The sequence below is a fragment of the Acidisoma silvae genome, from assembly GCF_020618775.1.
GTDB classification, from domain to species: Bacteria; Pseudomonadota; Alphaproteobacteria; order Acetobacterales; family Acetobacteraceae; genus Acidisoma; species Acidisoma silvae.
Map to the genome: position 1 here is coordinate 1 of NZ_JAESVB010000027.1, position 20921 is coordinate 20921.

Annotated in this window: 25 protein-coding genes and 1 pseudogene; 10 read left to right on the plus strand and 16 right to left on the minus strand. The window is 60.5% G+C overall.

The genetic code is table 11. The features are described 5' to 3' along the window. The first annotated feature begins 66 nt into the window (after positions 1–66). A complete protein-coding gene (locus ASILVAE211_RS23790; protein WP_227323858.1) occupies positions 67–708 on the plus strand; it encodes a nuclease-related domain-containing protein in 642 nt (213 codons plus the stop codon). A 49-nt stretch (positions 709–757) separates the two neighbouring features. Further along, positions 758–1423 carry an SOS response-associated peptidase gene (locus ASILVAE211_RS23795; protein WP_227323859.1) on the plus strand — a complete coding sequence of 222 codons (666 nt, stop codon included), beginning with the start codon at positions 758–760 and terminating at the stop codon, positions 1421–1423. A 380-nt stretch (positions 1424–1803) separates the two neighbouring features. On the opposite strand, the gene ASILVAE211_RS26665 is transcribed toward ASILVAE211_RS23795, so the two are convergent. From ASILVAE211_RS26665 to ASILVAE211_RS23810, 4 genes are all read right to left on the minus strand, one after another. Beyond that, positions 1804–2040 carry a CBU_0592 family membrane protein gene (locus ASILVAE211_RS26665; RefSeq protein ID WP_456304500.1) on the minus strand — a complete coding sequence of 79 codons (237 nt, stop codon included), beginning with the start codon at positions 2038–2040 and terminating at the stop codon, positions 1804–1806. 124 nt (positions 2041–2164) lie between these two features. Then, positions 2165–3121, minus strand: coding sequence for a zinc-binding dehydrogenase (locus ASILVAE211_RS23800; RefSeq protein ID WP_227323860.1), 957 nt, complete (start codon positions 3119–3121; stop codon positions 2165–2167). Positions 3122–3180: 59 nt separating this feature from the next. Next, entirely contained in the window at positions 3181–3618 is a 438-nt protein-coding gene (locus ASILVAE211_RS23805) for an ester cyclase (protein WP_227323861.1), read from the minus strand. 27 nt (positions 3619–3645) lie between these two features. Next, positions 3646–4404 carry an SDR family NAD(P)-dependent oxidoreductase gene (locus ASILVAE211_RS23810; protein WP_227323862.1) on the minus strand — a complete coding sequence of 253 codons (759 nt, stop codon included), beginning with the start codon at positions 4402–4404 and terminating at the stop codon, positions 3646–3648. Positions 4405–4506: 102 nt separating this feature from the next. Here ASILVAE211_RS23810 and ASILVAE211_RS23815 point away from each other — a divergent pair, with 102 nt between their 5' ends. Further along, entirely contained in the window at positions 4507–5448 is a 942-nt protein-coding gene (locus ASILVAE211_RS23815) for a LysR family transcriptional regulator (protein WP_227323863.1), read from the plus strand. 452 nt (positions 5449–5900) lie between these two features. Here the strand turns inward: ASILVAE211_RS23815 and ssb are convergent, their stop codons facing one another. Further along, a complete protein-coding gene (gene ssb, locus ASILVAE211_RS23820) occupies positions 5901–6353 on the minus strand; it encodes a single-stranded DNA-binding protein (RefSeq protein WP_227323864.1) in 453 nt (150 codons plus the stop codon). Between the two features lie 692 nt (positions 6354–7045). Here ssb and ASILVAE211_RS23825 point away from each other — a divergent pair. Then, the gene (locus ASILVAE211_RS23825) at positions 7046–7324 is read left to right on the plus strand and encodes a WGR domain-containing protein (protein ID WP_227323865.1); all 279 of its coding nucleotides are present in this window, start codon (positions 7046–7048) and stop codon (positions 7322–7324) included. 58 nt (positions 7325–7382) lie between these two features. Here the strand turns inward: ASILVAE211_RS23825 and ASILVAE211_RS23830 are convergent, their stop codons facing one another. Then, on the minus strand, positions 7383–8540 hold the full coding sequence (locus tag ASILVAE211_RS23830) for a PAS domain-containing sensor histidine kinase (RefSeq protein WP_227323866.1): 1158 nt from the start codon (positions 8538–8540) through the stop codon (positions 7383–7385). Beyond that, complete coding sequence (locus ASILVAE211_RS23835; protein ID WP_227323867.1) at positions 8533–9321, minus strand: alpha/beta fold hydrolase; 789 nt, start codon at positions 9319–9321, stop codon at positions 8533–8535. The genes ASILVAE211_RS23830 and ASILVAE211_RS23835 overlap by 8 nt, the downstream gene beginning before the upstream one ends. 288 nt (positions 9322–9609) lie before the next feature. On the opposite strand from ASILVAE211_RS23835, the gene ASILVAE211_RS23840 reads away from it, so the two are divergent. Beyond that, complete coding sequence (locus ASILVAE211_RS23840; protein ID WP_227323868.1) at positions 9610–10032, plus strand: VOC family protein; 423 nt, start codon at positions 9610–9612, stop codon at positions 10030–10032. Positions 10033–10047: 15 nt separating this feature from the next. Further along, on the plus strand, positions 10048–10395 hold the full coding sequence (locus ASILVAE211_RS26670) for a GFA family protein (protein WP_456304501.1): 348 nt from the start codon (positions 10048–10050) through the stop codon (positions 10393–10395). Here the strand turns inward: ASILVAE211_RS26670 and ASILVAE211_RS23845 are convergent. Together ASILVAE211_RS23845 and ASILVAE211_RS23850 are read right to left on the minus strand one after the other, a co-directional pair. Continuing rightward, a pseudogene (locus ASILVAE211_RS23845) lies at positions 10384–10806 on the minus strand (DUF4238 domain-containing protein); the annotation flags it as partial. The gene ASILVAE211_RS26670 and the pseudogene ASILVAE211_RS23845 sit on opposite strands and share 12 nt — an antisense overlap. A 110-nt stretch (positions 10807–10916) precedes the next feature. After that, complete coding sequence (locus ASILVAE211_RS23850) at positions 10917–11312, minus strand: winged helix-turn-helix transcriptional regulator (RefSeq protein WP_227323870.1); 396 nt, start codon at positions 11310–11312, stop codon at positions 10917–10919. Between the two features lie 125 nt (positions 11313–11437). On the opposite strand from ASILVAE211_RS23850, the gene ASILVAE211_RS23855 reads away from it, so the two are divergent. Genes ASILVAE211_RS23855 through ASILVAE211_RS23865 form a run of 3 tightly spaced genes read left to right on the plus strand, consistent with a single transcriptional unit; the run spans position 11438 to position 13147 of the window. Next, a complete protein-coding gene (locus tag ASILVAE211_RS23855; protein WP_227323871.1) occupies positions 11438–12295 on the plus strand; it encodes an NAD(P)H-binding protein in 858 nt (285 codons plus the stop codon). A 3-nt stretch (positions 12296–12298) separates the two neighbouring features. After that, a complete protein-coding gene (locus ASILVAE211_RS23860; RefSeq protein WP_227323872.1) occupies positions 12299–12946 on the plus strand; it encodes a DsbA family oxidoreductase in 648 nt (215 codons plus the stop codon). Positions 12947–12982: 36 nt separating this feature from the next. Beyond that, the gene (locus ASILVAE211_RS23865) at positions 12983–13147 is read left to right on the plus strand and encodes an EthD domain-containing protein (protein WP_227323873.1); all 165 of its coding nucleotides are present in this window, start codon (positions 12983–12985) and stop codon (positions 13145–13147) included. A gap of 16 nt (positions 13148–13163) precedes the next feature. Here the strand turns inward: ASILVAE211_RS23865 and ASILVAE211_RS23870 are convergent, their stop codons facing one another. The 7 genes from ASILVAE211_RS23870 to ASILVAE211_RS23900 all read right to left on the minus strand — a co-directional run bounded on the left by ASILVAE211_RS23870 (position 13164) and on the right by ASILVAE211_RS23900 (position 19861). Next, positions 13164–14588 (minus strand): IS4 family transposase, encoded by a 1425-nt coding sequence (locus ASILVAE211_RS23870; RefSeq protein WP_227323874.1) that lies wholly within the window; start codon positions 14586–14588, stop codon positions 13164–13166. A gap of 124 nt (positions 14589–14712) precedes the next feature. Further along, a complete protein-coding gene (locus ASILVAE211_RS23875) occupies positions 14713–15159 on the minus strand; it encodes a hypothetical protein (protein WP_227323875.1) in 447 nt (148 codons plus the stop codon). 67 nt (positions 15160–15226) lie between these two features. Continuing rightward, positions 15227–16837 (minus strand): IS66 family transposase, encoded by a 1611-nt coding sequence (gene tnpC, locus ASILVAE211_RS23880; RefSeq protein WP_227323876.1) that lies wholly within the window; start codon positions 16835–16837, stop codon positions 15227–15229. A 73-nt stretch (positions 16838–16910) separates the two neighbouring features. Beyond that, complete coding sequence (tnpB, locus tag ASILVAE211_RS23885) at positions 16911–17258, minus strand: IS66 family insertion sequence element accessory protein TnpB (protein ID WP_406566098.1); 348 nt, start codon at positions 17256–17258, stop codon at positions 16911–16913. Then, positions 17255–17680: an IS66-like element accessory protein TnpA gene (gene tnpA, locus ASILVAE211_RS23890; RefSeq protein ID WP_227323877.1), complete on the minus strand. Its 426-nt coding sequence runs from the start codon at positions 17678–17680 to the stop codon at positions 17255–17257. The genes tnpB and tnpA overlap by 4 nt, the downstream gene beginning before the upstream one ends. A 414-nt stretch (positions 17681–18094) precedes the next feature. Further along, the gene (locus ASILVAE211_RS23895) at positions 18095–18685 is read right to left on the minus strand and encodes a hypothetical protein (RefSeq protein WP_227323878.1); all 591 of its coding nucleotides are present in this window, start codon (positions 18683–18685) and stop codon (positions 18095–18097) included. Positions 18686–19654: 969 nt separating this feature from the next. Next, complete coding sequence (locus ASILVAE211_RS23900) at positions 19655–19861, minus strand: hypothetical protein (RefSeq protein WP_227323879.1); 207 nt, start codon at positions 19859–19861, stop codon at positions 19655–19657. A 338-nt stretch (positions 19862–20199) separates the two neighbouring features. Here ASILVAE211_RS23900 and ASILVAE211_RS23905 point away from each other — a divergent pair, with 338 nt between their 5' ends. Further along, the gene (locus ASILVAE211_RS23905) at positions 20200–20778 is read left to right on the plus strand and encodes a hypothetical protein (protein WP_227323880.1); all 579 of its coding nucleotides are present in this window, start codon (positions 20200–20202) and stop codon (positions 20776–20778) included. The last annotated feature ends 143 nt before the right edge of the window (positions 20779–20921 follow it).

Consider the following 20921-nt stretch of genomic DNA (forward strand, 5'->3'; position numbering starts at 1 on the left):
GCTGCCTCCCCTCGCCCGCGCCGTTCGCAACCCGGTGGCCCACCCTGCCGGGATGGAGGGCCGCGGATGGGTGCTGAAACCGTAATCGAGGCTTGGTTGTCCCGCTTCAAGCGCCGCCATGAAAGCGGCGTCTCGGTGGCCCAGGAGGATCAGCCTGACCGTGCAGCAGCCCTTGGCGCGCTGGGGGAGGCATTGGTCGCCGGAGCGATCCGCGACATGGGCTGGGCAGTGTTGCGCAATGTCGTGCTCCGCGAGCGCGGAAGATCGGCTGAGATCGACGTGATCGCGCGGGCGCCGGGCGCGCTGGTGGTGCTCGAGGTGAAGACCTGGTCGGGGTTTATCCAGGGCGCGGCGCAGGCCCCATCATGGACGCGGCACGGTCGAGGCGACGAGGCCGTGGCGATGCCGAATGCGGTGGCTCAGAACCGCGCGCATGTCACCGCCGTCGAGCGGGCGATCGGCGATCGAGAGGTGCCGGTGTGGGGTTTGGTGGTGAGTGCCGGGCACGCGCGCTTTGCCCCGGCGTTGCGGGCGCATATCGTGCCGGCGGCGGAGCTGTCCGGCGTGCTGCGGAATGCCGCGCGTGCCGACCATGGTGAAGTGCGGAGGATCGAGCGGGCCTGGGCGTCGCTCGGACGCGAGGCTGCCCGCAGTCCCAGCAGGCTTGCGGCGCATATAGCCAGACTTCAGGCCCGCTACAGGGACTGAAACTGCTATCGGGCTTAGTTGCCACCCACAGTCGTGCTACAAAAACGGCATGTGTTCCAATTATCAGCGCACGAAAGCTTACCGGAGCTATGTGGAGGAATTCACCCACATCCGACTGCCGCTGCGTTTTCCGGAGCCGCATGCGGCGCCAAATCTTGAGCCGCAGCCCGAGGTCCGGCCGACCGTCACAGCGCCAGTGTTTCGCCGGCTAGAGGACGGGGTTGAGATGGTGAGCGCCAGGTGGTGGTTGGTGCCCTGGTGGCACAAAGGCGCTTTGAAGGAATTCAAGCTGGCGACCTTTAACGCGCGCGCCGAGACGGTCGCTAAAAGCCGCACCTTCCGAGACGCTTTCAAGCAGCGTCGGTGCCTGGTTGCCGCCGAAGGGTGGTATGAGTGGACTGGCGAGAAGGGTCAAAAGACCAAATGGCGCTTTACGCCGAAGGATGGCGAGCCGATCTGCTTCGCGGGGATCTGGGACCGTTGCAAGACGACGGATGCCGGCGAGATCGAGAGCTTCACCATCATCACACAGCCGGCCGGATCGATGCTGAACGCTTACCATGATCGGGCGCCGGTCGTGCTTCGGCAGAGCGAGTGGTCAACATGGCTGGATTTGGAAGCCGATCCTCAACCGCTCCTTGGCCCTGAGAGCATCGACCAGTTCGATGTTGCCTATATCTCCGGCCCCGAGGTGCCATTTCGGCATGGCGTGTAATGACTATCCAGGGTGGTCTTGCGCGAAGCATCGTAACCGACGGGCCGAGACCGGCTGGGGCCCGGTACGCGCCACGCGTATAGCAGCGGCATGAAAACCGTAATTCAGTTTGACAAATAGGTGACCACGGACGGGACCTCGCTGGTCGGCGTGGCGCCAATTGGTTGCATATTGCGCCAAGAACGCAATACCTGCCGAGCCATGATGAAAACCTGGCGACAATGCGCCAATCCCAGTCGTTCAAGCGGAAGGCACCGCATCTCAGATGCGGTCGTTCCAGGCTTTGGCGGTGAACAGTCGGGCGGGTCCACAGCGCCTATCCGCTGCGACGTGACCATGGGTAGCTGGGCACGCGACCGGCATCTGCTCGTGCCGAAAACCTAGACTCGCCGGGCTCTAAAAAATCCCACAATCGTAAATAATAGCCACAACACTTGAGTGACGAAGGCTGCCAGATTGAAGCTCCACACGAGTGAAAATATGACGGCTAAGCCACCCAGACCATTCAAGATGGTGTAACGCACGTCCGCAAGCTCAAGTTTGCCGAGTTGCAGCCCAGCGTACGCTCCGACGTACAAGATAACACCGAAGAGCCCAACAACGTCAGGTATCGTCACGGCGCATCGCCGATCAGTGCGCCTGGGCGGCAAGAGGCTAGCCGTTGTTCTTTAGTTTCTTCCATGTTTCCCAACATCTTGACTTTGTGACAACGCTCGTTACGGGCGGCGGCCCAGAATTTCATCAGGGAACTAGGATCGGCAGGCCCGTTAGGAGCCTTCGCTCCTGATCGTGATGAGCTTGGGCGGCATCGGCCAGTGAATACCGGGACACGGCAAGGTCGCCAAACAGGTTTTCTCGTATAGCCTTGAATAGTTCCGCAGACGCAGTCGCTACCGTCTCATCATTCACGTATTGCGGCGTGCCACCGCCCTTTACCTCGACGTCGCGAACCGCTAGCGCTGCCGCATCGAACTGTGGCTTGCCGGATGCCGCGCCGATCGTGACGATCTTGCCCCCGTCGCGGACGCTTTGGACCGTTTGGGCGAAGGTTGCTTGACCGACCATATCATAGACAGTGTCGACGCCGTCCGGCGCGACGGCACGAACCTTGTCGTTGAAGAGCGGGTCTCCAGAACAAAGCGCGTGATCTGCGCCAGCCTGCACTTTGGGCAGCTTGTCCACCGAGCTTGCTACCCCGATGACGGTCGCGCCGATGACCCTGGCCCAGCGCGACAGGATGGAACCGACGCCGCCCGAAGCCCCTTGCACCAATACGACCTCTCCGCGGCGGAGCTCATGCAAAGCGCGCAACCCCATCCAGGCGGTCAGGCCCTTGGCCAGGAAGGTCGCGGCCTGCTCCGTGGTAATGTCCTGCGGAAGGGCGATGAGCGCGTTCGCATCAATCACCCGCTCGGATGCGTATCCGCCTGCCGAGAAGAAATACCCAACACGGTCGCCGATCGAATAACCGGTGACACCGGTACCGATGCTCGTGACGACACCGGCGCCCTCGAAGCCGAGCACAACGGGAAGAGGCAGGCCAAAACGACCGTCCCGCACCATCGTGTCGACGTAGTTAACACCAATTGCTTCCTGCCTCAGGCAAACCTCGCCATGCGCAGGCGCGCGGATATCTTCAGCCTCAAGGCGCATGACCGAGGGCGTACCATGTTCATGAATGCGTATGACGTTTGCCATGATCTTCTCGCTATAGATTCGCTGCAGTGTGGGTGTGACGCCGTGGCCCCGGTGGCAGCTCAGCCGATGGCCGGTCCAGCTTCGCCTTTGATCTGTTGGACTAGAGCGTAAAGATTCCCGACGCCCCAATGATCGGTGATCGTCCCGTTCTGTACGCGCATGGCATCGACGGCTTCGAAAGCGATTTTGCGACCGGTCGGCTCGATCCCGAGAAACGTGCCGAGATGCGTCCCGTGGTAAATTTTGTAGGTCGTGACGAGACCGCCCTCGACCGCCTGCCAATGGATTTCGGCGTGGAGGTCGGGGAAGGATGCTCGCAACCCCTTGTAGAGCAGTCGCACGCCGTCCTTGTCAGCGCTGACGCCCGGCTGTGGTGTGTGATCGACGAAGTCGTCAGCGAAGAGCTCTTCGAAGAGTTCGAAGTCGCCCTTGCCCTGCACCTCCTCGGTATTGCGGCGCACGATCGCCTTGGCAGCTTCGCCAGCTTGATTCGTCATTGATGGTCTCCTTCAAGTGCTTGAGGATCAAGCGGATTGGCCACCGTCGACGTTGAGCGTTGCGCCCGTGATGTAGCCGGCTTCGGGTCCGACCAGGAAGGCGACCGCGGCGGCGATGTCCTCCGGCTGTCCGTAGCGGCCGAGGGACGCAAGGCCCGTGAGCGTCGCAGCGAAGGGGCCGTCCTCGGGATTCATATCGGTGTTGATCGCGCCTGGCTGCACGATATTGACGGTGATGTTGCGCGAACCGAGGTCCCGCGACCAACCGCGAGTGTAGGCGGCGATCGCCGCCTTAGAGGCAACGTAATCCGACGCCCCGGCGAAGGGAATGCGGTCCGCGCCCGTCGTGCCGATAGAGACGATACGGCCGCCATCGCCGAGTAGCGGCACCGCCGTCCGGACGGCAGTGACGACGCCTTTGACATTGATGTCGATCTGACGGTCGAAGCCTGCGGTATCCACGGCGGGGTCACCGACCATGCCTGTCACGAACACGCCCGCTGAATTGACCAGGATGTCGAGCCGGCCGAAAGCCTCGTGGGCTTGCCTTACGAGGCCCTGGACCTCCACCGCGTTGGCTTGGTCGGCCCGTATGGCGAGACCCCGCTGGCCGAGCGCCTCGATCTCCTCGACGACCCGGGCGGCCCGATCTTTCGATGCGGAGTAGCTGAACACGACGTTCGCCCCGTTCTGGGCCAGACGCCTGACGATTGCGGCGCCGATCCCCCGCGAACCTCCGGTGACGAGAGCGACCTTACCTTCGAGTGGTCTGCGATCAGTGGCCATGATGTCCTCCATGTCGTTGATGGAGCGGCATATAGGCTCTTCATTCCTGTTGAATTAGGCGGTAGTGAGTTGTCCCAGCTTCAAGTAGAACTTGGGATAGCAGTGGAAACTCTCGCCAATCTGGAGTCTTTCGTCCGCAGCGCGGAGGCGCGAAGCTTCTCGGGGGCCGCCCGGCGTCTGTCGCTCACGCCTGCGGCTGTCAGCCGGAACGTGGCCGTTCTTGAACGAAACCTCGGCATCCGACTTTTTCAGCGTTCGACCCGCCGGCTTGTGCTGACCGAGGCGGGCGAGCATTTTCTCACCAGTATCGGCGACACGCTCGAGACCCTCAGGACTGCGATCTCCCAGGCGTCAGGACATGCGGAGGATCCGGCCGGCACCCTGAAGATCAGCATGAGCATGAGCCTGGGTTTGAACTACATCCTGCCGGTCTTGCCAGGGTTCCTGCTGCATTATCCGGCGGTCCGCGTGGACTGGCATTTCGACAGCCGGCAGGTCGATCTCACAGCAGAGGGGTTCGATGCCGCAGTCGGCGGCGGGTTCGACCTCGCGTCCAGTATGATCGCCCGCACCCTGGCGCCCGCGCACATCATCGCCGTCGCGTCGCCCGCCTTTGTTGAACGGCAGATGCCTTTGAGACGGCCGAGCGACCTTGCCTCGCTCAACGGCATATCCATGCGCTCCACCACGACGGGGCGGATCCGCCACTGGACGATGCGCAACGCCGATGGCGAGGAACAGCCGGCGCGGCTAAAGGAGGCCATAACATTTAACGACGCGGAGCCGATCGTTCGGGCGGCGATTGCCGGGATGGGGGTGGCACTTCTCGCGGTCCCCGACGTTCTGGCACATATCGAACGCGGCGAACTCGTTCGTCTTTTACCGGACTGGCACGCGGACGCCGGAAATATCTCGCTCTACTACCCCAACAAAGTGCTGCAGCCGCGCAAGACTACCGCTTTCACCGAGTATCTGATCGACCATTTCCGACGCGAGCGTTTAGCGGCAAGGTTCGCAGGGAACATCCAACAGGGAATAAGCTAAGTTGGCAGATCCGACGCCCCGGCCCCTGCTCTGTCAAATGACTTGCTCATCTGGGCCACGGACTCGTGGCGGCCTAAATGTTCGCTTTTCCATTTGGGCGCTCTATAGCGGTCAGTCCGCTCACGGCCAAACTCGGCCATTCAGACATCGTGGCGGCGTTCTCAGTCCGTCCCACGAACCGTGCTCTCCCACCCGTTCTATGTTGTACCCTTAGACCGGCCATAATTCGACGTCGGTAAAGGCGTAGCCCTCCCTGACGCGCAGCGCCGGCATGCGAGGTAGCGGCGCCGGGCTGCTGTAGGCTGTGGGGCGAAGCCCTGCAGGCGAGCGGCCCTGCGCTGCGCACCCGAGCGTGCCTCACTTCCCTTCGAAGCAACCCAAAATCCCGGCCGAACCTGGAACGCAGAAAACGCCGGCCCCGTGAGGGACCGGCGCTGCGGTGGCGACACCCCCTAGAAGGGGATGTCATCTCCGGAGAGGTCATCGACCGGCGGGCGGTTGCCGGCACCGACCAACTCGCGATCGTCCTCGCGGCGGCTCTGGCGAGAGGTGGAGGGTGCATCGAGCAGTGTCAGTTCGCCGGCGTAGTTTTCGAGGTGGATTTCGGTCGTGTAGCGTTCGTTGCCGGCGTTATCGACCCATTTGCGGGTCCGCAGCTTGCCTTCGAGGTCGAGCTTGCTGCCCTTGGCGAGGAATTTCTCGACGATCTTCACCAGGCCCTGGTTCCAGACCACCACGCGGTGCCATTCGGTGCGCTCGACCCGCTCGCCGCTGGTGCTGTCGCGCCAGCTATCGCTGGTGGCGAGCGAGAAGCTTGCGACGCGGTTGCCATTGCTGACGGTGCGGATCTCGGGGTCGATGCCGACGTGGCCGAGCAGGTTCACTTTGTTCTTCGATCCAGCCATCTTCTTCACTCCTAAAAACCTTCGGAGGTGAGCCGGCGGCGCCGGTTCCAACCTCTCGGGGTGCGGTCGATGGGACCGGTGAGGAGCGTGCGGAAATCCCTGAGAACGGCAGTGGTGCGGGAGCGCAGCGACCCGGTGCCGTTCGAACCGGAGGCGCTTTGCCCGTCAGAACAGGCGCCTTGGCGCCTGGACGGCAAAGCGGGGATTGAAGCGCTAGCGACGGCCGGTCTAGACCGCAGCACCCTCCCGAGAGGTCCAGAACCGCGTCACCGTCTCCCCTCCCGTTCGGTTCCAAAGGAGTGAGGTTGGGTGGTCTTCAGAAGACCGGGGTGCAGCCCGGCCCCTTTGTTGGCTCGACCGGACTCCGCCCGTCACCTTCAATGGGTCCGTGCAAGCGCCCTCCCTGCCACAAGCGCCGGACGCGAGAGACTGGGCACAGCGGCGCCGGGTGCCCCGAATGGCGATGGCGACCGTGGTCGTCCAGGGGCCGGAAGATTCGAGGAGAGAGAAACGCCGCGAAGGGCGACCGGAGCATGGAAGGCATGCCGGATACGGGGCGAGGGCGCCCCGGCCGAAAGGGGTTACGACCGAAGAAAGTCCTCGATCTGCGCTGTACGGCTGGAATCGATCGTGCGACTCTGCTGAATCGAAAGTCGCGCGAGGGGATCGAGAGAATGCAGGATCGGTGCGTCATGCTACGGGCGGTGAACCCGGAACGGAACGTCAACCGTTCATGGGTGTGTCGCATCGAGCGGGATCTGTTCGGGGCGTGCGTGGTGAGCGTGACGTTTGGCCGGGCGGGGACGCACGGACGGACGATCCGACGTATGGTTTCGGATGACGCCGCGGCCGACCGGTTTTTGGCGAGCGCGCTGGTGCGCCGCAGAGGTTCGACGAAGCGGTGCGGCGCGGCCTACCGCGTGATTGAGGCACTTGGCTTTGATGAGCTACTCACATGGCTTGGTGCGTAATCACGCAGGATAATCGTGTTGTAGGTGCAACAGCGCAAAACGCGAGCAAAACGCCCAGCTAAACCGCGGGCGTCATTAGCATCTGAAACGTGAACCGGGTCTCTTCGGCCGTAGAGCTAGCGGTCAGCGTGCCCCCATGAGCCTTGGCAATCTCAGAAGCGATATGCAATCCGAGGCCCAAGCCTTGCTGGCTAGCCCTAACCTCGCCGCGGAAGAACGGCTGGAACAGACGCTCGACTGCGGCAGGCGGGATTGGATCGCCGCCGTTGGAGACCCAGATGGTCAATACCGCCTCGGTTTGATCAGCATGTAGGCTGATCGGCATTGTTGTATCACCATGGGTCAAGGCGTTGCCGAGCAGGTTGGATACGAGTTGCTCAATTCGGGATGGATCGCACCGAACGGGCGCTGGTAAGTCCAGATCGATTTCGATGACCCGGTCAGGGGCCCCCAAGCGTAGCTCGGCGACGACGTGTTCCAGCACAGGGTTCAGCATCACATCCGGTCTAAACTCGACTGGAATACCCGCGCCCAGACGCCCACGTGCGAAGTCCAGCACGTTGTCAATCAGGACCGCCATTCGGGTGACACTGCCTGCGAGCGCATCAAAGATAAGCTTTCGGCGTTCGGCGGGTTGGTCTTTCTGTATTAATCTCAGGCCACCGGAAATCGAAGCGAGGGGATTTCGAAGGTCGTGGCCGAGCACCGCAATGAACTGCTCGCGCAGTTCGGCCGTCTCCCGCTCGGTATCGAGAAGCCCTTGCGTCGTTCGCTCCCGTCCCTCGAGCTGGCTATGGGCATCGACGATCTGTCGCTCGTAGCGGCGTCGCTCGGTCGCCATGAAGAACGCCAGGCGGATCGAAAGCGGCTGCCCGCTGGCATCCTTGCGAACCTGACCGCTCGCGGACACGGCGATTTTTTCCCCGGTCGAGGTGCGCAGGTCGAACGACATCTCGTCGCAGGCACCGTTGAGGCTCAGCTGCGGGGCGAAACTGGTCTCGTAGAAGATCCGGGTGCCGACCGTCAGCAGGTCATGGAGCCGCTTGCCGACAAGCTGCTCCGCCGGCTGGCCGATCCAGGTCGCGAGCCGTAGGTTGGCGCGGGTAATGCGCCCATCGAGCTGCATGACGAGATACCCGCAGGGAGCGTTATCGAAAAGGTCCTGGAAGCCGTCTTCCGGTGCAACGGATACTTGGTCCGCGCCGGGTTCAAACATAGGCGCGGATCGCTTTGATTACTTCTGCAGGGGCGCTGAGATTGGGACAATGTCCGGTTGCCCGAAGCTGCAACAGTGTGCTGCCTTCGATTTGGCTATGTACGTACTCGCCGACGGCCGCTGGCGCGATGATGTCATCGCTGCACTGGAGGATCAGAGTCGGCGTCGTGACACGTGCCAAGTCGGCGCGATTGTCGGAGGTAAAGGTGACGCGAGCGAACTCTTTTGCGATTGCGGGGTCCATTCGGCAAAAGCTGTCTTTCAGTTCCTCGCCAAGTTCAGGACGTTCGCTGTTTCCCATGATGGCGGGGGCGACGGCTGCTGCCCAACCCATGTGGTTGTTGCCGAGGAACTCGAGCAGCTCCTCGATCTGGTCCGTCGAGAAGCCGCCGACATAGTCGCCGACGTCAATATATCGGGGAGATGGCCCAACCAAGACCAACTTCTTAAACAGCGCCGGCGCCTTGATGGACGCCAGAATGCCGATCATTGCACTTACCGAATGGCCGACGAACACGGCGTCCCGCAGTTGTAAGTCCTGACAGATTTCGATCAGATCGTCGGCATAGCCTGATAAGTGCGCATATTTCACCGGATCGTAGGCCGAAAGTTGCGACTGACCTGCACCGACCTGGTCGAACAGTATTGTTTTGAATTTGTCTTCAAAAGCGGGCGCTACATGGCGCCACATATTTTGGTCACACCCGTAGCCATGGGCGAAGATTATCGCTTCCTCACCATTTCCATGAACGCGAACGTTGTTTCGACTTCTGGCTGACACATAGGCCCCGGTAACGGAAATGTTACCATCACTATAGAACTTAGACGAGGATCATTCTAGGCCCCCCTCCTGTTCCAGTGCTCAGGTGCTCAGTAAGCCCTTTGGCATGAATTAAATTGTGTTTGATGACGCGGTTGTCTGCGCGAAGGATCGTCACCCGAAGGGCCGAGACCCGCAGGGGCTCGGTGAGCGCAGCGAATAGAGCCTGACCCGAAGCGTAGCGTAGGGGCGCGCCACATAGTATTGGCTTTGATGCAAAATCGCGGACGATGGTCGTCGGAGATAAACATGAAGCGCAATTGGACGATCATTGGGGTCACTGACGTAAGTCAAAGCATGAAGTGGTATCAGTCGCTTCTTGGCCTACCCGAGACCGCTCCTGCCCATGATTATTTCGGGCAAGTTCTCGATAGTGATGGCACGGTGTTGCTCTGTCTCCACGCATGGGGTCCTCACGGACATCCCACGCTAACAAGTCCCGATCTCGCCGCGCCTGGCAATGGGTTGCTCTTGTTCTTTCGCGTGGACAACTTTGATGAGGCGCTGCCGGTGGCCCGCTCTCTGGTCGGTCGGTTGGAAGAAGAGCCGCATCTGAATCCGAGCACAGGGACGAAGGAGTTCTCGCTCCGCGATCCTGATGGATACTATGTGAGCGTCAGTGCGCTTGAGGGGAAACCAGAATACGGCCTCGAATACGTGGCGCCTGAGTGATGGGAAGGAGAGCCGATGGACGGGTCTTGTCATTGCGGCACGGTGCGCTGGCGCTTCGAGGGCGTGCCGACCTCTGCGACGAGCTGCAATTGCAGTATCTGCCGACGGCACGGCGCGTTATGGGCGTATGGCTTTGAAGGCGAGGCTATTTCAGTCTCCGGTGAAACTGGCACCTATGTCTGGAACAACAAAGCGCTCGCGTTTCATTTCTGCGCCCGGTGTGCGTGTGTCGTCGCTTGGCTCGCCACAAGTGTGAGCGTCGGCGGGAAGCATAGTGTCCATCGCGCCTGCTCGAAACAGCTCGTGTGCAGCGCCGGGATCAGCCGCGATCGTGGCGTGCATCTCTCGCTCGTCATCCGTTAGTTCGTGTTCGAATTCGCCGGCGATGTAGCGAGCATGCTGCGCCTCGATGAAGCGCAGCGTTTCCAGGTTCCGGAGCTGGAGGTGCCGCGCGAAACCGTAAAGCGGCATCCGATCACTTCCGTCGAGGCCGGCGCAATTGCCGTCACGAATTTTCAGCCAAGTCTCGCTCTGGGAAAATGGAGCCTCGATCGTCTCGTTCAAATGGCGCTCGATCGACGCGGGCGCGCCACTGTCGTCAAAGTCGTGAAGGCGCTCCTCATAGCCGATGCCGTGGACTGACTTGCGTTCGGTGACCACAACATCGCGATGGCGCTCAAGGACCATGACCTTGTTCTCATCGCCGGCGCAAGCGAAGCGACGCATGTAGAACTGCGGCACATAGTGGTGCTTCTTCGGCTCGTTTGCAGTCACGTTCAGCCGTCCTTTTCCGTGAGATCGAGTCTCTGCGCCCGTACGGCCGTGACGAAGAGCACTTGAGCGCTCTAGCGGTCGTCGGGCGCGGCGCAGGAAGGGCCATTGACCTATGTGTCGTCCTGCGCTTCAGACTGATCGAAGGCCTTGCGCGCCTCCTCGACAGAGGTTCGATTGGTTTGGACCCATCCAGCAAGCACCTCTAGTGGGGGCCTAAGAGAGTGGCCGAGCTTCGTGAGTTCATAATCTACTCTCGGCGGTACCGTTGCAAACACGGTGCGCTTTACCAAACCATCGCGTTCGAGACCGCGTAATGTCAGCGTCAGCATGCGGTGCGACACGCCCGCGATGGCGCGCTGCAGTGCATTGAAGCGCATGGGGCCGTCCGACAAGTTCCCAACGACCATAACGGTCCACTTATCACCTACCCTGTCGAGAATGTTTCCAAGAGCCTTGCAGGTGTCCGCATCTGGCCTGCCCGGAGCGGCGATTTTGGCTGCTGGCAACTTGGAGTCCTCCTTCGTTAGGCACACTCGTGTTCGCACGAACACTTGCGTGCGTTCTTGCGGCATACCGAAATCTAGAACACTTTGCACGTACATTTTGTGCGTAACGAACAAATGGAGTTCACATGAAAATCGGTATCAGCGGCGCTAGCGGTAATCTGGGAAGGGCCGTCCTGGCGGAAATTGCGATCCGCAATGCGGGCGCAGAGGTGGTTGCGATTTCACGCACGCCCGATTCACTTGGGAGCGGGGTTGAGGGCCGGCTAGGCGACTATGACCGCCCGGAAACCCTGGCCTCTGCCTATGCCGGGATAAATCGCCTGGTCATTATCCCGAGCGCCGATTTGCGGAAGGGAATCAGGGGCAAGCAGCTCATCGCGGCGATCGACGCCGCAGTCGCCGCCGGCGTCGAGCAAGTTGTGCTGGTGTCAGCTGTGGGCACACGCAAGCAGGAAGAACCCCACATCGGCGCCGCGTATTGGGCCGGCGAGCAACATCTCATCAAGGTCGCGCCGGCCTGGACGGTCGTGCGAATGAGCTACTATGCCGAGGCCTTTGCAGGCGATGCGCAGATGTCAGCAGGCATGGGCGTGCTTACCGGCCTGAATGAAAACCGGGTGGCTTACGTATCGCGCGACGACGTGGCAGCAGCGGTCGTCGGTGTACTGATCGGTGACGGGCACGAGGGGGCGATCTATTCAGCAACAGGTCCGAAGAGCTTCACCGGCGCGGAGCGGGCGGCAACCGCGACAGCGTTTGTAGGCAAGCCTTTCGGCTTCGTCGTCGTGACTGAAGAACAGTTGCGCGGCGGCCTGGCGCAAGCGGGACTACCGGATGACGTAGTGAACGCCGTCGTCAGCATCCAGAGCGACTACGCCAGGGGGGCGTTCGATATCGTTACCGGCGACGTTGAGCACCTGTCTGGCCGCGCGCCCAGGGCACTGGAAGACGTCCTTAACGCTCTTGCCTCCAGCGGGAGCTGAGACATGAGCACTTTAAAGATCGACCTCTACGGTGACACCGTTTGTCCGTGGTGCATCATCGGCCAGCATCGGCTCGACAAGGTCCTGAAGGAGCGTTTTCCCGGCCTCGCCGTCGATATTGAGCACCATCCGGTTCTGCTGATGCCCGACACCCCCCCGGAGGGCTCCCGTATCCCTGATCTGTTGAAGGCTCGGTACGGCGTCACCGATCCCTCGGTCGCTTTTGCCCGCCCACATGCTGAGGCAAAAGCATCGGGGCTTGACCTAGATCTCAACCGTCAACCGTATGCGTACCCCACCCTGGACGCTCATACTTTGATCCGACTGGCCCGCGCGCGCAGAACCCAACATGCGCTCGCCAATGCCATCTCGCACGCCTATTTCATGGACGCGCGAGACATCTCTGATGCGGACGTGCTGGCCGATATCGCCGTTCAGCATGGGTTTAGTCGGGACGAGGTGATCGCCTTGTTGGCCGACGAGAAAGAGCGGGCGGAAACCCGCCGTGAAGTGGCCCGGTCGGCCGCGGCCGGCGTGAAGTCCATTCCTCACTTTGTGTTCAACGGACGCCTCGCGATCAACGGCGGTCGCAGCGAAGCCGAATTGGCCGAAGCTATCCGCTCCTCGCAAACAGGGCCTGAGGCCCAATAGGGCATCGGAGCTTGGGTCGAAAGCAAAGAGGAAAACATGACTAAGATGATCGTAATGCTAAAGCGCCGCGAGGGCATGACCCATGCCGAATTCGTGAAGCACTACACAAACACGCATCGACCGTTGCTTGAGTCGATTCCGGAAACGCAGCGCCTTGTGAAGGGTTTTGTCGTTTCTTTTCCCGTGGCAGCACCACAGTAAGCGTCAGCCAGTCCTTTTAATTACCCACAATTTTGATACCCATCGTAGCACCCAGTTCGATATCGGTGAGGCGGGAGAGTCCGCGCCACATAACCATGTTACCAGGCGGCGGATCATTAGTTCGGGCGAGATAACCGCCGAGCCTGGCGAGCTTCGTCAAGTAATGCGACAGCGTCTTCAGCTTTGGGGCGCATTGGCCTTTGTCTTTCACCAATTGGTCAAGCAGCGCGATCTCGGTTTTGGTCAAGGCTATGTCCGGTGGCGCGGCCGGGGCTGTACGATTAAGCATCGTCATCCAGAAGATGCGCCAGCTCAAAATACAAAAGACTGCAATGAGATTTGCCAGTCGCCCAGCAGTCCGCAATCTTGAATCTTCCGCTTTGCAACCGGATTTGAGGATTTTGTGGAACACCTCAATTTTCCATCGCAAGGCATACCACTCGAGTTTTTGAATGGCGTCTTTACGTGACGTTACCGACAGATTGGTCAGCAGCTTCCAATCGATCTTCTTTCTGTTTTTCGGGGCCCCTTGCTCCTGTGCGTGGATGACCGTCAAAGTCAAAGCAGGGTATCGCTTCTGTTTGCCGATCGGCGGCAAGACACGAAGCCTGCGATATCGGATTTCAAGAACAGCCTCGTCCGGCTCGCCATTCTCGTCCCGAACCTCGATCCGATGCAAACCCCTGATCGCCACCTCATCCATTTCGTCGGCGACCGTGTGACCACCGTTTCCGGCAAGGCGATTAACGCAGGTTCTCACCAGGAAATGCGTTCCAATCTCTTCCGCAGTGCAGAATAGCTCATAGATATCACTCTCCCGGTCGCCGATGTGGATGCATCGGCTTGCATCATCCAGAAGTTCGGTGGACTGCTTGAGATTTTCGAGCCACCGGATACTTTCCTTCTCTTCGATAGGGACCCGTGTCGGATTGATCTTTCTTTTGAGAGCTGCCGTTCCCTTGAATTTGTCCCGGGTCCAGAATTTGACCGCCCCGAGACCCAGCGGCAACCCGTCGGTCGTAACCGCAAGACTTGAGTGCATCAATATTCCACACGCTGTGTATGATCTCGGTTTACCCGCCAAGTCCCGTCGGCTGTTGGTAATGAGTTTGGTGATCCCGATCAGCTCGGGCCTATCCCTCTGATATGTGAACTCTGTTGTATCGTGAAGCACGAGGATCGGGCCGCCCGCGGCCGCAATGCGTTCACGTGTCGACTGGAAATGCCCTGAGAAAATATCCGCCTCGCTGACCCGATCGTTCGAGAAAAAGCGATAAGCAGCCTTCGTGTTCGCCCAATCCTGGCAAACCAATGGAATGCTTTGTCCCACAGCACCTCCCATCTGTGTCAACAGCTTGCAAAACCGCGTCTTCAGACGTTCATCCGAAAAATGACAGCCAGATATTTCCCGGTCAAACCATGAACCATCACACTCAACCATCGCACCGCCCCCGAATCGGTGCCAGACAAGGAATCACAAGAGATTCGCGCTGCGCAATATGCCTCGCTCAGAAAAGCCTATATTTGTGGGTAATTAAAAGCAGCCAGTCAGCGCGTTCTCGTGTTCAAGAGATGCGATGAAGAAGGGCCGAACTGCGCTCCTGTATCGGCTCGCCAGGCATCGCCCACGAATACCCGTGGAAGAGTTCTCCACCACTCTCCAACCGAAAAGTGATTACCTCTCGGAAGGAGTCCTCATCGTCAATGTTTCCTAAGGTCAGCAGCAAGGATTGGGTTGTCGGCTGTGTTGCCGAGAAGGATGCCAAGCCGGGGATATTGTTGCTCACGCTGAATGCAGCGGTTGTACCGTTGGACTGCATGCCGATCATTAATGTTTCACGATGATACAGCGTGCCGTCGGAGCCTTCAGCAGCGAAATGAATGAGCATCGCCAAGCTATTGATTTGCGGATCGAGGATCAGTTCGCCGGTGTAGCTCTGTCCTTCATGATTGAGCCCTGATCCCTCCCATTTGCCGCATAGCTTAGCCAGGAAGGCAATGTAGTCTGACATTAATCGTCTCCTAGTGAGGGATTGAAACAGGTTAGTCGCTGATCCGGAAGTTAGCTTAATATCAGCTTCAACTCGCAGGCAAAATTGAGACATCCAGCGTCAATGGTTCGATCTTGGTTTCCTGCTGTCTCCTGTTCCATGGCAACAATTCGCTAAGTCTATTGATAGGGTGGCCCTTCGCCATGCGGTCGATGATGTCGGCAAGATAGGCTTCCGGATCGAGGCCATTGAGCTTTGCAGATTCCAGGACGGTATAGATCACAGCGGCACGTTCACCGCCGGTGTTAGAACCCAGGAACAAAAAGTTTTTGCGGCTTATGGCGATGGTTCTTAAGGAACGTTCGGCTGGATTGTTGTCGATGCCGAGCCGACCATCTCCGGTATAGAGGCACAAAGCATCCCAGCGTGTAAGCGCATATTGCATTGCCTTCGCCAAGCCAGTTTTCGAGGACAACCGCCGGCGCTGTTCCGATAACCAGGTTTTGAGATCGGTCAGGAGTGGCAGCGCTTGTTCGCGTCGAATCTTTTGCCGTTCATCGGTCGTCTTGCCGGTGATCTCGGCCTCGATCGTGTACAACTCGCCGATGCGTCGAAGTGCTTCCTTGGCAATGGGTGATTTGGTCCGCTCGAATTCATCGAACAGCTTTCTACGTGCATGAGCCCAACACGCGGCATGCATGATGCGAGGTACATTGACACCTGGCGGACCAACCTGCCGCGTCAACGCCTCGTAGCCGCTGAAGGCATCGGCCTGGATCACGCCATGGAAGTTGGCAAGATGCTCGCGCGGCCGCTCGCCTTTGCGATCCGGACTGAACCGGTAGTAGGCGGCTGGGGCGCGGGTTCCCTGCCAGGGCCGCTCATCAACCAGGTAAATCCAGATGCGCCCGGTTCGTGTCTTTCCATTGCCGGGCGCCAGCACCGCGATAGGCGTGTCATCGGTGTGAATTACCGATGCCGCCATCACGAACGCACCGATCATCGCTGCCAGTGGTGCCACCCACCAGGCGGCATGACCGACCCAGTCGGCCAGCGTGGCACGTTCGATCTCGACGCCCTCGCGCGCCAGGATTGCGGATTGGCGGTAGAGTGGCAGCCCATCAAGATATTTTGACACCACGACATTGGCGAGAAGCCCTGAGCCTGGGCGGCCCTTCTCTATCGGCAGGTCTAGCGCTGAAGCCTGGATAATGGTCTCGCACGCCCGACAGGAGAGCTTTGGACGGATATGCCGGATCACTTTCAGCCGCGCTGGGATTTTTTCCAGCACGTCGGTGATATCCTCGCCCAACTTGGAGAAGTGCGTGCCGCCGCAGCTAGGACAAACATCGCCTGCAGGATGAGTGATCTCCTCGCGCGGCAGATGTTCGGGCAAAGGCCGGCGTACCGGCTGACGCCGCTGCGGCCTGGGAAGATCAAATGTAGTATTCTTTGCTCCCGCAATACGTGCAGCCTCACTCTCTTCGAGGTCTTCAAGCTTTAATTCGAGCTGGTGGATTTGCCGGTCCAGCGCTTCGGATGAATGGCCAAACTTCATCTTGCGGAGCTTGTGCAGCTGGGCCTTGTATTGCTCGATCAGAAGATGAGCGCCGGTCAGTTCGGCGCGCGCCGTTGCTAGTTCAGCATCACGTTCGCTAAGTTGGGCACGGAGAGTGGCGATCTCTGAAGCAGCATCCATTGCTCAGGATTCTACCAGAAACCTTAAGGTCACGCACGATAATTTTGATATTTACCAACAGGTTTTGTGGGCCTTAGCAGGCCACTTCCGGTGCCCATGTCCGTACCGGTGCACGCCAATCTATGCCTTCGAGTAACATCGAGAGTTGTGCCCTCGTCAGTGAAACAGAGCCGTCCTTGGCTTGCGGCCATAGAAATTTGCCGCGCTCCAATCGCTTGCTAAACAGGCAGAGACCTTGCCCATCCCACCATAGAATCTTGATCAGATCACCCCGCCTGCCGCGGAACGCATAAAGCGAACCATTATGGGGATCAAAGCTCAGCATTGTCTGAACCTGGGCAGCCAACGTATCGAAACCCTTCCGCATGTCGGTGACACCGCAGGCGATATAGACACGGACATTCCCCGCCGGGCCGATCACGATAAGGCCGACAAAATCCGCCGCAACGCAACTTCATCGACATCATAAGGGATGCGCAGCTTTATTCCGTTCGGCAGGTCCACCTCAATCGAACTGGCAGCTGCAATAGTCGTTAAGGGCAGTGCCTCCACCACGGGATCAGGTGCTGGCAACACCGGGGGCTCCTGCGCGATGGATACCGGGACAAACCCGGTTAGATCGCCCCGGCGAAATTGCTTGCGCCAGGTATAAAGCTGGCCGCTGCTGATGCCATGCAGTTTACAAGTCAACGTCGGAGATGACCCCGGCGCCACGCTCTGCGCCAAGATCCGCAACTTCTCCTCCATGCTCCACCGACGTTTGCGCTCCAGGCCCGGCATAATCTCGCCAAATACCTCCGGAGCCCTCAGGAGGTGCCTCTCACCTACCGTGTCATCGTCCATGAAAGCACCGCTCAAATTGAACGGGTACAATCGCCCTTAAGCAAAACGCCACAAGACGCCGATCGGCTGACGCTTACCCACAAGTCGCGGACAGGATGGTCGCGTTTACGGTGCGGTGAATTTGCGCCTCGCCGTCGAACCGGAGGCTGTTGCCGCGGTTCCGATCGTCCGCCACGATACCGAGACTATGAAAGATCTTCCGGGCGACGGGCGATGTGTCGCGGCCGTGTGGTTTTAAGCGCAGCGCCGGCATGCGAGGCAGCGGCGCCGGTCTCGCGCAGGCTGTGGGGCGAAGCCCTGCAGGCGAGCGGGCCTGCGCTGCGCACCTGAGCGTGCCCCACTCCCTCTCCGCCTCCCGAACCGCCGTCGAGAACACGAGAAAAGGCGGGGACCTTTCGGTCCCCGCCTGCCTTCTCAGCCCAGGGCGTCCATCTGGGCGGCTGTGGCCTGGGCGCTGACGCTGCGGGATGGGGCGGCGGGGGCCACGTAGGGCTTCCACTCTTCGCCGGTCAGCTCCTTGAAGGCGTGAACGGCGCCGTAAGCTGCGGCGTAGAGGGCGAAGGCGGTGAGGCCGGTCTGGGCGGCAAACTCGCGGGCGCGGGCGGCTCTGCTGTCGAACCCGGACACGCCGTCCCGGTCTTCGTCCCGATCCTCGTTGGCGAGCTTCATGGTCATCTCGCGGGCGACGGTGACCTTGTTGGAGTAGAAGGTGGCGGCGCCGTGGGCGGAACCGACAAAGGCCCCGACGATGCGCTGGAGGTGGATGCGCAGGGCCGTCTCGTTGACGTTGGGTTCCAGGGTCTTGGCGGACTGGGTGAACTGCTCTTGGGTGGCATCGCAGACGCCTTCGAAATCGACCGGCTCAAGGCCGAAGGCGGTGCTCAGCTTATCGGCTTGGCCGGGTGTGGGGGTGAGGAGGGCGACGAGTTCGAGGGTGATCGGCTGTTGCGTCTTCTGGGCGCGAGCGGGCTGGGGTGCGGACTTCGGAGCGTTCTTCTGGGCCATCTGTCTGATCTCTCTACAAAAGCCGGGGGATCGCAGAACCCGATGTCCTGCTCTTCCGCCTCGGTGCGGATCGACAAGGCCGGGTAAGGTGAGGGCTGCACCCCTGAAAACGGCAGTGGTGCGGGAGCGCAGCGACCCGGTGCCGTTCGAACCGGAGGCGCTTTGCCCGTCAGAACAGGCGCATAGCGCCTGGACGGCAAAGCGGGGGTAAGCGGCCTGAGACGGCCGGCCTAGATCAGCGCAACCGAAGGCCGGAAAGCAGAGGCATTGGGTCTGTGAATCCCATCCCCCGGCTGTTTGAGAGATGGGAGGTGGCCGTGCAACGCCCCGCGGTAGTCCGCTCCCCTGCCCGAGCCCAGATCAGACCGACAAGGTTGACACCACCCCGTGCTTGGCGCTCACCCCTGCCCCGACCTGGCTGAGATGGCACCGCCCCTTGAGGCCCGGCACGCGTCGATCGACGGCTCCGAAGCCCCTGGCCAGGACACCCCGCCAAGATACAACCCTTCAACGAGACGGCTCTGCGCCCTCCCGCCGCCTGATGTCGGGGTATTCAACGCGGACGCCCAGAAACTGCCGCCACCCCCAATAAGGATATCGCGGCCGAGAGCCCGAAGCTCCCGGCGGTGGTATCGGGCTATCGGGAACGGGGGCTCGGGCGACATCGCTGCCGCATCGCCCAGCGGTGCCAAGGCCAGGATGGCCCACCGCTGCCCGTGCAGCCAGCACTGGGCGCCATTCCTCAAGGGGGCTGCCCAAAAGCGAAGAGAAGCCCTGAGGGCCCCTCGCCTGTTGCGCCGTCAGTGCCGGGTCCCGGACGCAGGCGGATGCCCTGGATGTGAAGGCTGCGGGGTTGGAGGTGTCTGACTTTTCGGGGAGCGACGGCCCAATCGAGGGCTGTCGGCGAAAAGTCTGAAAGGAAATACCGACGCGGCATTGAGCCGCGCCGGTCGAGACCGGCGATGCCGGTCAGGCGCGCTTGCGCCGGGCGCGCCGGTTGTCGTTGGCCGGTGCGCTGGGCTTCTTGTAGTTGAACTCCATCTTGACGAAAGGCGGGATGGCGATGGTCAAACCGAACGACAGTTCGGCCTTCCGGAAGATGCGGCTGAAAAGGCGGTGAAAGTTGCGGGCGACGCGGCGGCTCAGTTTGGCGAGTGCTTCAACAGTCGTGGTCATGATCGGCTCCTTTGGGTGACTTGCGAATTGCGGAGGCGATCAACGCACCGGACGAACCGGAGGCACCCGTCAGGGGCGCAACGAAGAGGAGCACCGCGAAGCGGTTGCCGCCGGCGAGCCGGTGCGTAGCCTCCCTGCAAATAGAATTCGCAAATCCGCCCAAAGGGGTCGGTCATGACGATGCAGCACCTCGGCAAAGCTGAGTCGTTACAACGCCTTGCGCGCGACAGTTCAGTCGTTGATTCCGGAAGAATAGAAACAGTCGTTTTCAATATTTTGTAGTTGACATCTAGACTTTTTACAATATATAGTAGTTCTAACGGAAGGAGGACTTGCTCATGGCACCCGACTTATTACCCGGAACGACCAACGTCGTACGCTTTCCAATCGAGGAGCGTGGTCGTCCGACGCTTGAACTGATGCGGATGCTTTCGCCCGATGTGCGGACGCTCGACTTACTGGCCGAAGGCTACGGTCTGGAGTTGCCGGCGCCGGACTTCCGCGATCGTGTCGACGCGGAAGCCGCCGACCACATTCTCAACCATCTTGACCCCGAGGTCGGGGCGCGGCGCACCGAGCAGCTCGTGACACTGCTGGAACCGCTCGTGGTGACGGCCGTGGAAACGGCCCGGGCAGCGCGGGCGGCATGGACTTCGGTCGGCGAAGGCCGCCGGCAGATTGCCCAAGCGAAGCGGGAAGGCGGCTATTGGCTACAGGCGCTCGAAGACCGGTCGAACGGTCAAGAGCGGCAGGCGGCCGAGGCGACGATCGAGGCGCATCTTCGCGCCGAAGAGGCCGAGGGCGTGGCGCGGGCAGTCAATCTCGCGCGGCAGGGCGAGGTCTGGACGCCACGCAATGTGGCGACGGACCTAGACATGCTACTGGGCTATCAGCAAGGCAGCCGCGCCACCGCCTAAATCCAAGCGCCATTCGCAAAAGACGATGCGAACCTCCCGCTATCAATGATGGCGGGAGGTTTTTCCTATTCTGAAGGCAGCATTCAAGGGCGACATCGACGGCGCCCTGCCCCTCGACATCGAGGAGGATAGACTTATTCGCG

Bases quoted from the DNA above. Each gene is read 5' to 3' on its own strand.
- ASILVAE211_RS23825 (WP_227323865.1), top strand. From the start codon at position 7,046: ATGCTACGGGCGGTGAACCCGGAACGGAACGTCAACCGTTCATGGGTG.
- ASILVAE211_RS23855 (WP_227323871.1), top strand. From the start codon at position 11,438: ATGAAAATCGGTATCAGCGGCGCTAGCGGTAATCTGGGAAGGGCCGTC.
- ASILVAE211_RS26670 (WP_456304501.1), top strand. From the start codon at position 10,048: ATGGACGGGTCTTGTCATTGCGGCACGGTGCGCTGGCGCTTCGAGGGC.
- ASILVAE211_RS23865 (WP_227323873.1), top strand. From the start codon at position 12,983: ATGACTAAGATGATCGTAATGCTAAAGCGCCGCGAGGGCATGACCCAT.
- ASILVAE211_RS23830 (WP_227323866.1), bottom strand. From the start codon at position 8,540: ATGTTTGAACCCGGCGCGGACCAAGTATCCGTTGCACCGGAAGACGGC.
- ASILVAE211_RS23790 (WP_227323858.1), top strand. From the start codon at position 67: ATGGGTGCTGAAACCGTAATCGAGGCTTGGTTGTCCCGCTTCAAGCGC.
- tnpC (WP_227323876.1), bottom strand. From the start codon at position 16,837: ATGGATGCTGCTTCAGAGATCGCCACTCTCCGTGCCCAACTTAGCGAA.
- ASILVAE211_RS23860 (WP_227323872.1), top strand. From the start codon at position 12,299: ATGAGCACTTTAAAGATCGACCTCTACGGTGACACCGTTTGTCCGTGG.
- ASILVAE211_RS23805 (WP_227323861.1), bottom strand. From the start codon at position 3,618: ATGACGAATCAAGCTGGCGAAGCTGCCAAGGCGATCGTGCGCCGCAAT.
- ASILVAE211_RS23905 (WP_227323880.1), top strand. From the start codon at position 20,200: ATGGCACCCGACTTATTACCCGGAACGACCAACGTCGTACGCTTTCCA.
- ssb (WP_227323864.1), bottom strand. From the start codon at position 6,353: ATGGCTGGATCGAAGAACAAAGTGAACCTGCTCGGCCACGTCGGCATC.
- ASILVAE211_RS23870 (WP_227323874.1), bottom strand. From the start codon at position 14,588: ATGGTTGAGTGTGATGGTTCATGGTTTGACCGGGAAATATCTGGCTGT.
- tnpA (WP_227323877.1), bottom strand. From the start codon at position 17,680: ATGGACGATGACACGGTAGGTGAGAGGCACCTCCTGAGGGCTCCGGAG.
- ASILVAE211_RS23800 (WP_227323860.1), bottom strand. From the start codon at position 3,121: ATGGCAAACGTCATACGCATTCATGAACATGGTACGCCCTCGGTCATG.
- ASILVAE211_RS23840 (WP_227323868.1), top strand. From the start codon at position 9,610: ATGAAGCGCAATTGGACGATCATTGGGGTCACTGACGTAAGTCAAAGC.
- ASILVAE211_RS23895 (WP_227323878.1), bottom strand. From the start codon at position 18,685: ATGGCCCAGAAGAACGCTCCGAAGTCCGCACCCCAGCCCGCTCGCGCC.
- ASILVAE211_RS23810 (WP_227323862.1), bottom strand. From the start codon at position 4,404: ATGGCCACTGATCGCAGACCACTCGAAGGTAAGGTCGCTCTCGTCACC.
- ASILVAE211_RS23900 (WP_227323879.1), bottom strand. From the start codon at position 19,861: ATGACCACGACTGTTGAAGCACTCGCCAAACTGAGCCGCCGCGTCGCC.
- ASILVAE211_RS23875 (WP_227323875.1), bottom strand. From the start codon at position 15,159: ATGTCAGACTACATTGCCTTCCTGGCTAAGCTATGCGGCAAATGGGAG.
- ASILVAE211_RS23795 (WP_227323859.1), top strand. From the start codon at position 758: ATGTGTTCCAATTATCAGCGCACGAAAGCTTACCGGAGCTATGTGGAG.